Source organism: Nonlabens sp. MB-3u-79 (genome assembly GCF_002831625.1).
Classification (GTDB): domain Bacteria; phylum Bacteroidota; class Bacteroidia; order Flavobacteriales; family Flavobacteriaceae; genus Nonlabens.
In genome coordinates this window covers 2,278,727-2,294,011 of record NZ_CP025116.1, presented here as the reverse complement: position 1 = coordinate 2,294,011, position 15,285 = coordinate 2,278,727, and the positions used below count along the sequence as shown (strand labels likewise).

The window sequence follows — 15,285 nt, the reverse complement described above, 5'->3', positions numbered from 1 at the left end:
ATTATGTCATATGTTATATCTATAATTAGTTACCCCCTTTTTAAAGTTGGCACTCTAGAAAGTAAAATAATTCCGACGATAAAGAAGACGATTAAAAATAAAATAGGCTCTCTCATGGAACCGCTTAATTCTCCTACTACAGCAAAAATGAGCATACCTATAACAATTCCTATTTTCTCTGCAACATCGTAGAAACTGAAGTAAGAAGCGGTGTCCGGATTTCCATCAGGAATCATCTGAGAATAGGTACTGCGCGATAAAGATTGTATGGACCCCATAACTAGGCCTACAAAACCTGCTGTTATGTAGAATTGCATAGGAGTTACCACAAAATATCCATAAACACATATAACAGCCCAAAGTATGTTAATGACGATCAGGGTTTTGATGTTACCTAGTTTTCGCGAAAGCAAACTGGCCAACCAAGCTCCAAAAATAGCTACCAACTGAATCAATAGAATACTTATGATTAATCCCATGGTAGCACCGTCCTCTTCCCATTGCACCTCTTCTGTACCAAAATAGGTGGCCACTAACATAACTGTTTGAACCGCCATACTATAGATAAAGAAGGCTCCTAAGTAACGTTTCATCTGTAAGTTAGCCGATAGGCTTTTCCATATTTTTTTGAGTTCTTTAAAACCATTAGTAAAAATATTTTTAACATCACTGCGATCCTTTTTAGTTCCTAAAGGCAGGTATTTATAGGTGTACTGAGCAAAACCCATCCACCACAGTCCTACAAGAATAAAAGAAAGCTGAAAAGAATAGAGTTTGAAATACTCATTATCTGGCAACAAACCATCTTCTGGGTAAAAACCACCTTCTAATAATGCGAGACAGATTATAAGGAGCAATACACTCCCCAAGTATCCCATAGAAAAGCCCTTAGCACTAATAGCATCTTGTTGATCGGGAAATGCAATATCTGGAAGATAAGAATTGTAAAAAACCAGACTTCCCCAAAACCCAACCAGTGCCAGTAAATAAATCAATAAACTGATCCACAAATAATCAAAGCTAAATAGAGACAAGCCCATACAACAAATAGCTCCTAAATAACAGAAGAATTGTAAAAAGCGTTTTTTCTTCCCAGAGTAGTCAGCAATACCAGAAAGAATAGGAGAAATAATACTCACGATTAAAAAAGCGATCGCTGTGGTTATGATAATGATGGATTCATTATTAACTCCTTTAAGCATCTCGGGTACATTTCCTTCTTCAAATGCTTTGATGCTAATCGCTGCATAAAAAATAGGAAAAATAGCACTGTTGATTACTAGAGAATATACGGAATTGGCCCAATCGTAAAATGCCCATGCATTTAGTAATTTTTTAGAGCCTCGAGGTAGAATATGTTTCATAAAAAAAGGGTTCATTAAGAACCCTTTAAAAGTATGTGTTTTTTAATCGATTATTGGAAAGAAGTTACTCCGTATTTTGCAGCTTCTGCTTTTGCTTGAGGAGCGAGGTTTTTTAAGTTGGCAATACGGCTGTCATTAGAAGGGTGCGTACTCAAAAACTCTGGTGGTGCTTGCCCTCCGCTATTGGATTTCATACGTTCCCATAATCGAGCACCTTCTTCTGGGTTATATCCTGCAATTGCAGCTAGGTAAAGACCTATTTTATCTGCTTCTGTTTCATGTGCTCTAGAGAATGGCAGCATACCTCCTACCTGAGAACCTATACCATAAGCCTGATTGAAGAGCTGTTGAGATTCTTGACTTGCTCCAGCTGCTTGACCACCTACAGCAACTCCTACAGCACCTAATGCTTGTACTTGTGAGGCACTCATACGCTGTGCACCGTGGTTTGCTAAGGCATGAGCTACCTCGTGACCCATCACTATGGCAACACCCGTTTCTCCTTGACAAATAGGTAAAATACCTGTGTAAAAAACAATTTTACCACCAGGCATACACCATGCATTTACGGTTTCATCTTGAACCAATTTATAATCCCACTGGTAATTAGCTAAGTACTTTTCTTCACCGATGGAATTTAACCAACGTTGAGCAGCTGTTTTTATTTTTTGGCCAACTCTAGTGATCATTTCAGACTCTTTAGTCCCTGTAACTACCTTGTTTTCTCCTAGAAACTGATCGTACTGAGTAAAAGCCATTGGAAACAAAGTGCTATCAGACACAAAGTTCAAGGTTTTTTTACCAGTAAATACATTTGTTTTACAAGAAAATAAAACAAAAACTACAGCTATTAAAAGATATTTATTAGGATGCATGATCTATTTCTTATTAGTCACAATTTGTTGAACTTTTTTGATATCAATACCTTGATGAGATTCTGTGTGTAAAATCTCATTATTGTACAGTATAATCACTTGTGGAGATTGGTGTACCACATTGAGCTTACTGGCAACGGCAGCACTTACCTCTTTATAGTTTAATAAATCGAGAAAATAAAAGGTCACCTCGTCATCGTTTTTTTCAAAACCGTTTTCAAACTGCCTTAGGACCATTCTAGAAATACCACATCTTGTGCTGTGCTTAAAAATAACCTTTGGCTTTAAGGTAGAGTTTTTGATCACATTATCTAACTGATCCACTGATTCTAGCGGTTCCCATTGGATGCCGGTTTGTTCTTCATTTACACTATTTTGCTGTGTTTTAAACAGCTTATCCATAAAACCCATAGTATTTTTTTTTGTTTCGCTTTCGCGAAAGCGAAATATCAATAGTATTCCTACTTATAAAGTACTAAATTACAACTATATCCAGTCCCAATAAGCAAAAATTACAAGGCTTTTACAAACATGTCATAATGTCTGTTACGAAACCAGATCAAACTGTCTTATTGACAACTTTTATAAAAGGTATAACAATTGAAAAGAATTTAAAAACCACTATTATGGATCCAAATAAACTGACTATAAAATCGCAAGAAGCGCTTCAAAAAGCGCAACAACTGGTACAAGAGTATGGCCAGCAACAAATAGAGAACGCGCATTTATTTCTCGCAATAACTATGGTAGATGAAAATGTGCTGCCTTTTTTATTTAAAAAACTTCATGTAAAATTAGATCTGGTCTTAAGGTTAATTAAAAGTCAGATTGATTCCCTACCTAAAGTTGAAGGTGGTGAGTTGCAAATGTCTCGGGAAACTAATAGGGTATTAAATGCAGCCATGACCCTTGCTACAAAGATGAACGATGAGTACGTGAGTATTGAGCACCTGCTCTTATCTATATTTGATGGAAAGTCAAAGACGGCACAGCTGTTAAAGGATCAAGGAATTTCTAAGAAAAACCTAGAATTAGCTATTGAAGAATTGAGAAATGGAAATAACGTTTCTTCTCAAAGTGCCGAAGAAACTTATAACAGCCTTAATAAATACGCAAAAAACCTCAATCAGCTAGCAGATCAAGGGAAACTTGACCCTGTCATAGGTCGAGATGAAGAAATACGCCGCATTTTACAAATCCTTTCTAGACGTACTAAAAACAACCCTATACTTGTTGGAGAGCCTGGTGTTGGTAAAACTGCCATTGCCGAAGGCCTCGCACATCGTATAGTGGCTGGTGATGTTCCTGACAATCTTAAAGACAAGCAAATTTTTTCTCTGGATATGGGAGCGCTTATTGCAGGAGCCAAATACAAAGGAGAGTTTGAAGAGCGTTTAAAGGCTGTTATAAAAGAAGTAACTACTAGTGCCGGCAACATTGTTCTTTTTATTGATGAAATCCATACGCTGGTTGGAGCTGGTGGCGGCCAAGGCGCAATGGATGCCGCAAATATTTTAAAACCCGCTCTTGCTCGTGGTGAGCTGAGAGCAATAGGCGCAACTACTTTAGACGAATACCAAAAGTATTTTGAAAAAGACAAAGCTTTGGAACGTCGCTTTCAAAAAGTAATGGTCGATGAGCCAGATACAGAAAGTGCCATCTCTATCTTAAGAGGGATTAAAGATAAATATGAAACACATCATAAAGTACAAATCAAAGATGAGGCGATTATAGGTGCTGTAGAATTATCACAGCGCTATATTACCAATAGGTTTTTACCAGATAAAGCCATTGACCTTATGGATGAGGCAGCGGCAAAATTGCGTATGGAAATCAATTCAAAGCCTGAAGAACTCGATGTGCTGGATCGCAAAATCATGCAGTTAGAAATTGAACACGAAGCAATTAAAAGAGAAAATGACGAGTCTAAACTAAAGAATCTAAGATCCGAACTGGCTAATCTTAAAGAATCTCGCAACGAACTCAACGCGCAATGGGAAAATGAAAAAAGCGTAGTCGATAATATCCAAAACGCAAAAACAGATATCGAAAACTACAAACTCGAAGCGGAACGCGCCGAGCGGGATGGAGATTATGGAAAAGTAGCAGAGTTGCGTTATGGAAAAATCAAACAAGCCCAAGAAGAACTGGACAAGTTGCTCGCAGATATGGAAGCAAATGACAATTCTAACAACTTGATTCAAGAAGAAGTAACTTATGAAGACATCGCTGAAGTCGTTGCTAAATGGACTGGAATTCCAGTTACTAAAATGCTTCAAAGTGACCGCGAGAAACTTTTAAAACTAGAAGACGAGCTTCACCATAGGGTTGTAGGGCAAAAAGAAGCCATACAAGCTGTAAGCGACGCTGTAAGAAGAAGTCGCGCAGGTTTACAAGATCAGAAAAAACCCGTTGGTTCATTTCTTTTTTTAGGAACTACGGGAGTTGGTAAAACAGAACTTGCCAAAGCACTAGCAGAATTCCTTTTTAACGATGAAAATTCTATGACGCGTATTGATATGAGTGAATATCAAGAACGTCATAGCGTAAGTCGATTAGTCGGTGCTCCTCCGGGGTATGTAGGTTATGATGAAGGTGGACAACTTACAGAAGCAGTACGCAGAAAGCCTTATAGCGTCGTACTACTAGATGAAATTGAAAAGGCTCATCCAGATACGTTCAATATTTTGTTGCAAGTGCTCGATGAAGGAAGGTTGACAGACAATAAAGGTCGTGTAGCAGATTTTAAGAACACGATTATTATCATGACTTCTAATATGGGATCAGATATCATACAGGAAAATTTTGATAATTACCAAAGTGATTTGGCGACACTAACTGAAACGACTAAAAAAGAAGTCCTTGCGGTTTTAAAACAACGCGTGCGTCCAGAATTCATCAACCGTATTGATGATATTGTTATGTTCACACCTCTCAATGAATCTGAAATCAAGGAAATAGTAAGTTTACAATTTAAAGGGATTACTAAATTACTTGAAGGACAAGGGATTGTTATTGACGCAACAGAGCAGGCTATTGAGTTATTGGCAAAGAAAGGTTATGACCCGCAGTACGGAGCGAGACCGGTAAAGCGAGTGATTCAAAAAGATGTTCTCAACGAACTCTCCAAACAGATATTATCTGGTAACATATCTGCAGATAGTATTGTTCTCATAGACGCTTTTGAAAACGAATTGGTTTTTATAAACCAAACGAACAATGTAGATGTATAAAAATAAACCATTTAAGCAACTACTTTTGAAAGATTAGTTTCCAATACAAAAAGATGAAAAAAGCTCCTTCTTAGTTAAGAAGGAGCTTTTTTAATGAATAAGGCTGTTAAAAATTACGCTTTTGCGAAAGCGAGACCCATAAAATTATAATTATCGTAAAAAGAGCTTTTGAAAATTCCCAATGTTTCACTACTTTGCATCTACGAAATAATTAAACATGCAGTATAAAAGACTTTTTGATTTCCCTCATTATCAGCTAGAAACATTCCCTCGTGAAGATGCACTAGTTTCAAAAGTAAATGGTGAATGGATAAAAACTTCTACGCAGTCCTTTGTAGAGCAGGCAAATGCCGTCTCTAGAGGTCTTTTGAGATTAGGAGTTCAGAAGAATGATAAAATAGCTATCATTTCTACCACTAACAGAACCGAGTGGAACATTATGGACATAGGAATTATGCAAACTGGAGCCCAGGATGTACCTATCTATCCAACTATTTCTGAAGAAGATTATGCTTACGTCTTGAACCACAGTGAATCAAAATATGTTTTTGTTTCAGACAAAGAGGTTTATGATAAAGTCATGAAAATTAAAGATCAAGTGGCTTCTTTAATAGAGGTGTATTCCTTTGAAGACATTTCAGGATGTAAAAGCTGGAAAGATCTTAAAGAATTAGGAAAAGACGATAGCAATCAACCAGCGTTAGAAGATATCATGGCTTCTATTGATGTAGAAGATCTTGCTACCTTAATCTATACTTCTGGAACAACTGGACGCCCTAAAGGTGTGATGCTATCTCATAAAAATATTTCTAGTAACGCCATGACTAGTGCTGGCAGGTTACCTCTAGAATTAGGTGAGTCAAAAGCTTTAAGTTTTTTACCCGTTTGTCATATATACGAGCGCATGCTTCAATATATGTACACCTACACAGGTACTGGGATTTATTTTGCAGAGTCACTTGAAACCATTTCAGATAACCTAAAAGAAATCTCTCCTGAGGTAATGAGCGCTGTACCTAGATTATTAGAAAAGGTATATGATAAAATAATAACAAAAGGGAGTGATCTTACCGGTATAAAGAAAAAACTATTCTTTTGGGCTGTTGAACTAGGTCTCGAATGGGAACCTTACGGGGCAAACGGATGGTGGTACGAGAAAAAACTAGGTCTGGCAAAGAAAATAATCTTTTCTAAATGGCAAGAAGCTCTAGGCGGTAATTTAAAAGCTATTGCCAGTGGTAGTGCAGCTTTACAGCCTAGATTAGCAAGAGTATTTAATGCTGCGGGAGTTCCTGTAATGGAAGGTTATGGACTTACTGAAACAAGTCCCGTAATTTCTGTTAATGATATGAGAGATGGTGGTTTTAAAATTGGCACCGTAGGTAAAATGCTAGCAGATACCGATGTCATCATCGCTGCAGATGGAGAAATTATGATAAATGGACCGCAACGCATGATGGGTTATTATAAGGATGAAGAAAAAACAAAAGAAGCAATTGATGAAAATGGTTATTTCCATACGGGAGATATAGGTGAAATTGATTCTGAAGGCTTCCTTAAAATTACAGATCGTAAAAAAGAAATGTTTAAAACTTCTGGCGGGAAATATGTGGCACCACAACTAATTGAAAATATGATGAAACAAAGTCGTTTTATCGAACAGATTATGGTGATAGGTGAAGGAGAAAAAATGCCTGCAGCCTTTATACAGCCTAACTTTCAATTCCTTACTGATTGGGCAAAACACAAAGGAATTGCTTTTGAAAATTGGAAAGATTTGTGTAGCAATGAAAGAGTCATCGCTAGATATCAAAGAGAAGTCGAAGAACACAACCAGAAATTTGGAAAATGGGAACGTGTTAAAACCTTTGAACTCACTCCAGAAGAGTGGACCATCCAGGCAGAACACCTCACTCCTACTCTAAAATTAAAACGCAGAAATATTAAAGCACGCTACCAAGATCTTTACATCAAGATCTATGGTTCAAAGATTTAATAAGTCCTTGCATAAATTACCTAAAGCCGTGTTATACCACGGCTTTTTTTATTAGCTTACGCATAATAATAATAGATCTAATGGTCTTTTAAAAATGGAGAATTGTACGCAATAGTAGATGTAGAAACCACCGGTGGAAAGTATAATGAAGAGGGTATTACTGAGGTCGCCATCTATAAATTTGACGGTCATGAAATAGTAGATCAGTTTGCAAGCTTAGTAAATCCAGAAAAAGAAATTCAGCCGTTTGTGGTAAAACTTACTGGAATTAATAACGCGATGTTAAAACGCGCTCCTAAATTCTATGAAGTAGCAAAAAGAATTATAGAAATTACCGAAGGGGTCACCCTAGTGGCACATAATGCCGATTTTGATCACCGTATGTTGCGATTAGAGTTTGACAGGTTAGGCTTTGATTACATGCGCCCGACACTTTGCACAGTAGAATTAGCACAGAGCCTTCTACCAGAACAACAAAGTTTTAATCTAGGCAAACTGACTAAAGCATTAGGAATTCCTATTACCGATAGACATAGAGCCACCGGTGACGCACTTGCTACCGTGAAATTGTTTCAATTATTACTTCAAAAAGATGTCGATAAAAAGATCATTTCTCAAAGTTTAAAATATTTCAAACCTTTAAAAATAGAGGCAAATCTTAAAGTAATCTTGGAAAGCGTTCCCAACACTACAGGAGTATTTTACATCTATAACTCCAGTAGAGAGATTATTTATATAGGAAAAAGTAAAAATATAAAGAAGAGAGTAACCCAACTCTTTACCGGTTCTAATAAAAAATCTAAAGAAATTCAAAAGCAAGTAGCCGATGTTACTTTTGAAAAAACTGGAAATGAATTAATTTCCATCCTAAAGGAATTTATAGAAGTTAGAAAGCACGAACCTATTTTGAATGGTAAGATTAAAAGAACTAATTTCTCACATGGATTATATATACATGTAGATAAGCAAGATCAACCGACGCTTCAGGTAAAGTCTGCTGTAAAGGATCCTAATTATATACTTAGCTTTTCTTCTTCAAAATCTGGAACTAATTTTTTAGAAAAGCAAGAAGAAGAAAATAAATCTCCTCAAGCTATTATTACTGAAATAAAAGAAAAGTATAGCATCTTAGGGAAAAGTAAGATCATAGTGGATCGAGGTCGCGAGGCAAGCGAGCGCAGTGTCATTCTCATAGAAGAAGGAAAAGTCATTGGCTATGCATTTGTTAGTCTAAGAATACAAATGACAGATGCTTCCATGCTCAAAAGCCTATTAACTCCTATTGACGGAGGTAAGCAAGTGACTCATATTATAAGCAGTTACTTAAGGCATAAAAGAGTCCACCAAATAATTGATTTATAAACACCTCGCTTTCGCGAAAGCGATACAACTATTCAAAATAAACCAAGAGTTCAAACCATGGAAGAAAAAGGTAAATTATTTCTGATACCAGTAACCTTAGGAGACATAAGTCCTTTAGAGGTATTGCCGCTATCTGTAAAAAAGGTTGTAGGAATGGTCGATCATTATATTGTAGAAAATGAAAAAACAGCTAGAAAATTTATAAAGAGTATTTACCCTTCTAAATCACAACCTTCTTTACAGTTCTCCACCATCAATAAATTTACGGAAAAAAGCGAATTACCAGCCTTTCTGCAAGCTTGCTTAGAAGGTAAAAACATGGGACTTATGAGTGAAGCAGGCGTTCCTGGAATTGCAGATCCTGGTGCCGATGTTATTGCGATCGCTCATGAAAAAGGAATACGAGTACAACCCCTTGTTGGCCCTAGCTCCATTCTTATGGCCATGATGTCCAGTGGTTTAAACGGTCAGAATTTTGCCTTTAACGGGTACTTGCCTATAGATAAGCAAGAACGACGTAAAAAAATAAAAGAACTTGAAAGTAGTTCTATAAAAAACCAGCAATCCCAATCGTTTATAGAAACACCTTATCGCAATAACAAAATGCTAGAAGAGCTGCTCTTGTCCTTATCTGGAAACACAAAAGTATGCATCGCTTGCGATATCAGTTTACCCACAGAGTTTATAAAAACGCTGACCGTAGATCTGTGGAAAAAGCAAATTCCAGAACTTCATAAAAGGCCAGCGATTTTTATAATTCAAGGATAACTTATAAATTAACACTTCTACAGTGTAAAATCTCATATATAGTCTAGTTATCGGCTTTTTGTTCAGTACATGGAATCCAATAAAATAGTGTATTTTAGGGCTTCCAAAACAAAAAGTAATGAAAAAACTATTCCTTCTAAGTTTTATATTTATTCCCATAATAGCCTTTGCCCAGCTAGAAGCCGCTTGGTGGTTTTTCGGGACTAATGCCAGCGTAGATTTTAATACTGGCGCTCCTTTAGCTGCCCCTGCTGGTAGCTTAGATACAGATGAAGGTTGTAGTTCTATATCAGACTCTTGTGGAGTCCTACAAATGTATTCTGATGGAACCACGATTTGGAATCGAAATGGCTTGCCTATGCCTAATGGTACCGGGCTCTCCGGAAATTCATCTAGTGCTCAATCTGCTATTATTATTCCAGATTTAGGTAGTACCAGTAGGTATTTTGTAGTCACAATTGGTGGATTTCAAGGTCTGAGATACAGTATTGTTGATATGACTTTAAACGCAGGGCTTGGTGATGTTTTACCAGGCCGACGAGACATCCTTATACAACAAAACACTCAAGAAAAAGTGACCGCAGCCTTGAGTGATAACGGTAATTTTTATTGGATTGTAACTTTTGAAAATGGGGTATACAGTTCCTATCCCGCTGCTGGTGGTATCATACTTCCATCCAGAGGTGTCAATTCAACTGTTGCAGGAACAAATGGATTAACTGATGCAAGAGGTTATATTCGATTGTCACCAAATGCAAGTAAAATATCAAACACCTCTATTGGTAATGCCGGAACCGCATGGCTGGCTGATTTTAACAATATAACTGGTGTCGTTAGCAATCCTGTCGCGTTAACCACACCTGGTACTCGTGATCGATTTTATGGTACGGAGTTCTCTCCAAACTCGCAATTGGTTTATTTAAATGCCAATTCAAATGATACTGGAAATGGTTGTGGAGCAACAAACACCAGAGAGATACTACAATACAACATCAATAGTGGTGGTGGATGGAACTCTTCGCCTGTTGCGCTTGCCGCAACTGGAGCAAATAGTGGTCGTGGTGCCTTGCAATTAGGGATTGACGGTAAAATTTACCACGCTCGAGTATGTCAAAACTGGCTAGGAGTGATAAGAAGTCCTGACATAGTCGGTGCTGGAGCTGCTTATACCGATGATGGAGTTGCCCTGAACAATAATTCTCGAGAGGGATTACCGCCGTTTATCACTTCGTTTTTTGAACCTTCATTTAGTTCATTTGTTGCTGGAAGTGCTAGTGGTGGATCCATCAACCAAGTGAACTTTTGTGATCAAACTCCTGTGCAATTTGAAGCCTCTACTGCAGATTTCTGTGTTACTTCAACAGTGACTTGGGATTTTGGTGATGGTAGTCCATCTAGTACATTACAGGATCCAATTCATACCTTTCCTGGCCCTGGAGTTTATACCGTTACCTTAGTTGTACGTAATGGTGGTTTTAGATTTACAGCAACCTCAGATATTACCATTTACCCCAACCCTATTTACAATATAGTGGCTGATGTTTTTCTATGTGATAGCGATGGAGATGGAATAGAAAGTAGAGATCTTGACCTAGTAGAAACTCCTCAAGTACTCAACATGCAAACCAACCCTAGCTATTTAGTTGCTTATTTCTTAACTCAGAATCAAGCAGACAATAACGTAGGTGCTATTACTTTACCTTATGATTTTCCTTTAGGTACTACAACCGTATACACAAGGATTACGAATAATTTAAATGCTATTTCTAGATTGTGTTTTGATACCGGGTCCTTTGATGTAATAGTTGCCAGTGGTGCTGGAGCCACGAGACCTATGGACTTAAATAATTGTGACAATGACAATGATGGTTTCTCTACTTTTGATTTAACATCTACAGAAACAGAGGTTCTTAATGGACTACCTGCCAGTGCCTTTACTGTTTCTTATCACAATACTGCCGCTGAAGCAGGAACTGGAATGAATCCTATCCCTAATCCAGCAACTTACACTAACGGTACGGTAACTACCGAAAGAGTTTTTATTAGACTTGAAGATAATAGTCCTAGTGGTTGTACTTCCACTACTGAGGTAGATTTATTTGTTTGGGATACTCCCATTGCAAATCCAGTAATGGATAGCTCTGTATGTGATGCAGGAAATGACAGCTCTGAAATCATCCTTCTAACTGACTTTGATAGCGAGGTCCTTGCGGCTCAAACAAATCCTGATTATGTAACTACCTATCACTTAAATCAAGCAGATGCAGATGCTGGTGCAAATGATCAAGTGTCCCCATTTGACCTTACTGCAACAACAACTTTCTTTGTTCGTATTGATAACCTCAATAACGAGCCTTGTTTTGATACCATTTCATTTATAGTGACCTTAGATACACAACCAGTAGCTAACCCAGTGGCGACCTACAGGTTATGTGATGATCCATCTAACAATAATTCTGAAGTCTTTGATCTGGTTTCTAGAAATCCAGAAATTCTTCTCACTCAAAATCCAGGAGATTTTAATATCGAATACTTTACCTCTCAAGCAGATGCAGATTTAGGATCTATAGGTGGAGCGACTCCTGTGAGCAACCTTTACAGTAGTGCTGGTCAAATCATGTATGTGCGTATAGAAAACAATACTAATACCGACTGCTTTGATACTACATCATTTGATATCATTGTAGATGATATCCCACTAGCAACAGCTCCAGCAGATTTAATTATTTGTGATGATGTTAGTAATGACGGGACCGAAGATATTGCGCTGTCACAATTTGATGCTAGCATTTTAAATGGGCAAACGACTCCTACTTTTGTAGTATCCTATCATTTAAATCAAGCAGATGCAGATGCTGATACTCCTGGACTTATGAGTCCATTTACCATTACCACTGGTACAACAACCATCATTGCAAGAATAGATAATAGTGATAATCCAACTTGTTTTGATACCACACCTATCAATATCATTCTCAACGAGCAAGCAATAGCTAATAACGTTGCCGAATACCGTATTTGTGATGATGCCAGTAACGACGGGCTAGAAGATTTTGACCTGAGTACTCAAGACAATCAAGTTTTAGGAACTCAAAACGCAGCTAACTTTAGCATTGAATACTTTACTTCACAAGCAGATGCTGATTTAGGATCTGTAGGTGGAGCAACGCCATTACCTACTAGTTACAATAGTGGTTCTACAACAGTTTTTGTAAGAATTCAAACCAATGCCAATACCAGCTGTTACGACACTGCTGTATTTGATCTGTTTGTAGATCCATTACCACTTGCAGGAACTCCAGCAGATATTATTGTGTGTGATGATCCGTCTAACGATGGAACAGAAGACGTGAACTTATCTCAGTTTGATAATGCGATCCTCAATGGACAGACCAATCCTAGTTTTAATGTGACCTATCACGCCTCTCAAGCAGATGCTGATGCTAATGCAAATCCATTGTCCAGCCCTTATGCAGTGAGCAGTACCACACCTAGTTTATTTGCCAGAATCGATAACGCTGATAATGATAGCTGTTACACGACCTCTACTTTTAGATTTGTGATCAGTCCTACTCCAACGGCAAATCCAGTTGTGGATATGATTACTTGTGATGATCCTGGAAATGACGGTTCTGAGGTATTTGATTTAAGCATGGCCAATAGCCAAGTATTAAATGGACAAAACTCCAGTGATTTCAATATCAGCTTTCACCCATCACAAAATGATGCCGACATGAATACTGGTGCGTTAGCTACTTCTTATGCTAGTAACACGACGACTCCAGAAACTATCTTTGTAAGAATAGAAGCGATCTCAAATCCGGTTTGTTTTGATACGACCAGTTTTACCTTAACCGTAAGTGAACAGCCTACGGCAGGAACTGGAACTGACGTGGTAGGTTGTGATGACATCAGCAACGATGGTTTTGAAGAATTTGATTTCAGCACACAAGATGCTGCGATCTATAACGGTCAAAACACTACAGACTTCAATGTGACTTATCACAGCAGTCTAACAGATGCTAACAATGATATCAATGCCTTGAGTTTTCCTTATACCAATACTTCTAGATCACAAACGATCTACGCAAGAATAGAGAATGCTGCTAATCAAGATTGTTATGACCTATCTACTTTTAGAATAGAAGTATTTGCACGACCTCTTATTGCTGACCAAGGACCTTATACTATTTGTGCAGGCGTTGCTGAAACTATTGACGCAGGTCCAGGATTCTCTAGCTACCTGTGGTCTACTGGAGAAACGACACAGACTATTGATGTTGCCTCTGGTGGCGATTATACGGTAACGGTAACCAACAGCGATGGTTGTGATAGTATGGCAACAGTAACTGTTGTAGCCTCTGATGTAGCCATAATTGAACGCATCGATGTAGGACAGTTTGAAGTAAACACCAACACACTGACAGCAATTGTCACTGGAAGTGGTGATTACGAATTCTCATTAGATGACTTTGTGTATCAAGACAGTCAGCGATTTAATAATCTGTATCCAGGATTCTACACGATTTATGTACGAGATAAAAACGGTTGTGGAACTGTATCAATGGATGCTGTCATCATAGGTGGTCCTCCTTATTTTACTCCTAATCAAGATGGGTATCACGATACTTGGCAAGTCATTGCAATAGAAACCATTCCTGATGCGAGTATTTATATTTTTGACCGTCACGGTAAATTATTGAAACAAGTAAGCGCTACGGGTCAAGGATGGGATGGAACTTATAATGGAGCTCCTATGCCATCCAGTGATTACTGGTACTTGGTAGAATTAGCTGACGGGCGTAGTTTTAAAGGCCACTTTGCTTTAAAGCGATAATCCAACTGATTCCTTAACTAATAAAAGCGAGTTATTTTTCAATAACTCGCTTTTGTATTTTAAATTATAGGTGTTCCGCTTTCGCGAAAGCGAAATAAAAACGCCTCTTATTTTAATCTGTTTATTTAAGGGTTTTCTTAAGGATCTGTTCAAAATTAGGCTTAAAATACGAAGGGCCCTTGAGCACTTTTCCATCTTCACGATATATAGGCAAGCCGTCAGCGCCTAGTTTAGACATGTTAGATTGCTGGATTTCATCAAAGACATCTTCTATAACATCCTGCATACCGTGTTCTATAATGGTTCCACAAAGAATATAAAGCATATCCCCCAAGGCATCTGCCACTTCAACAAGGTCGTTATTTTGAGCAGCTTCTAAATACTCTTCGTTTTCTTCTTTCATCAATTCAAATCTCAATTGATTGCGTCGCTCTGTTATATGTGCAACAGGACTGCTATTCATACCTAGTTTAAAGGCAGTGTGAAATTTATGGACACTTTCTATTTGTTTCTTCATATCTATGGTGTAATTGCTTGTATTGGTTTGTAATTTTGCAAAAATAAGTTTTCTATGAATGTATTTCCACTAGTTGCAAAAGATCCTATGTTTAGTAGTGGTCAAATTTATTTTGGAATAGGCTTTTTTATCGTATTTGTGGTAATTATTTCATTCATGTATCTCAAAGATAAAAATTTACACAAGAAAAATTATAAAGGCGTATTCTGGGTTCTTATAGGATTCATCTCTTTTATTTTGCTTCTCGTTGCTATTAAATTTGGACTGCAAAAATAAATAACCACTAAAATTTCTTTTAGTGGTTATTTGGATATTGATTTTAATCTTTAAATC

Annotated in this window: 10 protein-coding genes; 6 read left to right on the top strand and 4 right to left on the bottom strand. The window is 37.6% G+C overall.

Annotated features, from left to right (window positions below; genetic code table 11):
- Positions 1–29: 29 nt before the first annotated feature.
- The 3 genes from CW736_RS10090 to ytxJ are packed head-to-tail and all read right to left on the bottom strand — an operon-like array spanning position 30 to position 2,641.
- Positions 30–1,364: an MFS transporter gene (locus CW736_RS10090; protein ID WP_101015112.1), complete on the bottom strand. Its 1,335-nt coding sequence runs from the start codon at positions 1,362–1,364 to the stop codon at positions 30–32.
- 50 nt (positions 1,365–1,414) lie between these two features.
- A complete protein-coding gene (locus CW736_RS10085; RefSeq protein ID WP_101013821.1) occupies positions 1,415–2,239 on the bottom strand; it encodes a M48 family metallopeptidase in 825 nt (274 codons plus the stop codon).
- Positions 2,240–2,242: 3 nt separating this feature from the next.
- Entirely contained in the window at positions 2,243–2,641 is a 399-nt protein-coding gene (gene ytxJ, locus CW736_RS10080) for a bacillithiol system redox-active protein YtxJ (RefSeq protein WP_232735344.1), read from the bottom strand.
- Between the two features lie 224 nt (positions 2,642–2,865).
- Between ytxJ and clpB the strand changes: the two genes are divergently transcribed.
- From clpB to CW736_RS10055, 5 genes are all read left to right on the top strand, one after another.
- A complete protein-coding gene (gene clpB / locus CW736_RS10075) occupies positions 2,866–5,472 on the top strand; it encodes an ATP-dependent chaperone ClpB (protein ID WP_101015110.1) in 2,607 nt (868 codons plus the stop codon).
- 217 nt (positions 5,473–5,689) lie between these two features.
- Complete coding sequence (locus CW736_RS10070; RefSeq protein ID WP_101013820.1) at positions 5,690–7,468, top strand: AMP-dependent synthetase/ligase; 1,779 nt, start codon at positions 5,690–5,692, stop codon at positions 7,466–7,468.
- A gap of 102 nt (positions 7,469–7,570) precedes the next feature.
- Positions 7,571–8,830, top strand: a complete 1,260-nt coding sequence (locus CW736_RS10065; RefSeq protein WP_101013819.1) for an exonuclease domain-containing protein — start codon at positions 7,571–7,573, stop codon at positions 8,828–8,830.
- Positions 8,831–8,887: 57 nt separating this feature from the next.
- Complete coding sequence (locus CW736_RS10060) at positions 8,888–9,598, top strand: SAM-dependent methyltransferase (RefSeq protein WP_101013818.1); 711 nt, start codon at positions 8,888–8,890, stop codon at positions 9,596–9,598.
- Positions 9,599–9,716: 118 nt separating this feature from the next.
- Positions 9,717–14,435: a T9SS type B sorting domain-containing protein gene (locus CW736_RS10055; RefSeq protein WP_101013817.1), complete on the top strand. Its 4,719-nt coding sequence runs from the start codon at positions 9,717–9,719 to the stop codon at positions 14,433–14,435.
- Positions 14,436–14,556: 121 nt separating this feature from the next.
- Here the strand turns inward: CW736_RS10055 and CW736_RS10050 are convergent, their stop codons facing one another.
- On the bottom strand, positions 14,557–14,952 hold the full coding sequence (locus CW736_RS10050) for a nucleoside triphosphate pyrophosphohydrolase family protein (protein ID WP_101013816.1): 396 nt from the start codon (positions 14,950–14,952) through the stop codon (positions 14,557–14,559).
- 54 nt (positions 14,953–15,006) lie between these two features.
- Between CW736_RS10050 and CW736_RS10045 the strand changes: the two genes are divergently transcribed.
- Entirely contained in the window at positions 15,007–15,228 is a 222-nt protein-coding gene (locus tag CW736_RS10045) for a hypothetical protein (protein WP_317044393.1), read from the top strand.
- The last annotated feature ends 57 nt before the right edge of the window (positions 15,229–15,285 follow it).

Bases quoted from the DNA above. Each gene is read 5' to 3' on its own strand.
- ytxJ (WP_232735344.1), bottom strand. From the start codon at position 2,641: ATGGATAAGCTGTTTAAAACACAGCAAAATAGTGTAAATGAAGAACAA.
- CW736_RS10055 (WP_101013817.1), top strand. From the start codon at position 9,717: ATGAAAAAACTATTCCTTCTAAGTTTTATATTTATTCCCATAATAGCC.
- CW736_RS10060 (WP_101013818.1), top strand. From the start codon at position 8,888: ATGGAAGAAAAAGGTAAATTATTTCTGATACCAGTAACCTTAGGAGAC.
- CW736_RS10090 (WP_101015112.1), bottom strand. From the start codon at position 1,364: ATGAAACATATTCTACCTCGAGGCTCTAAAAAATTACTAAATGCATGG.
- CW736_RS10050 (WP_101013816.1), bottom strand. From the start codon at position 14,952: ATGAAGAAACAAATAGAAAGTGTCCATAAATTTCACACTGCCTTTAAA.
- clpB (WP_101015110.1), top strand. From the start codon at position 2,866: ATGGATCCAAATAAACTGACTATAAAATCGCAAGAAGCGCTTCAAAAA.
- CW736_RS10070 (WP_101013820.1), top strand. From the start codon at position 5,690: ATGCAGTATAAAAGACTTTTTGATTTCCCTCATTATCAGCTAGAAACA.
- CW736_RS10045 (WP_317044393.1), top strand. From the start codon at position 15,007: ATGAATGTATTTCCACTAGTTGCAAAAGATCCTATGTTTAGTAGTGGT.
- CW736_RS10085 (WP_101013821.1), bottom strand. From the start codon at position 2,239: ATGCATCCTAATAAATATCTTTTAATAGCTGTAGTTTTTGTTTTATTT.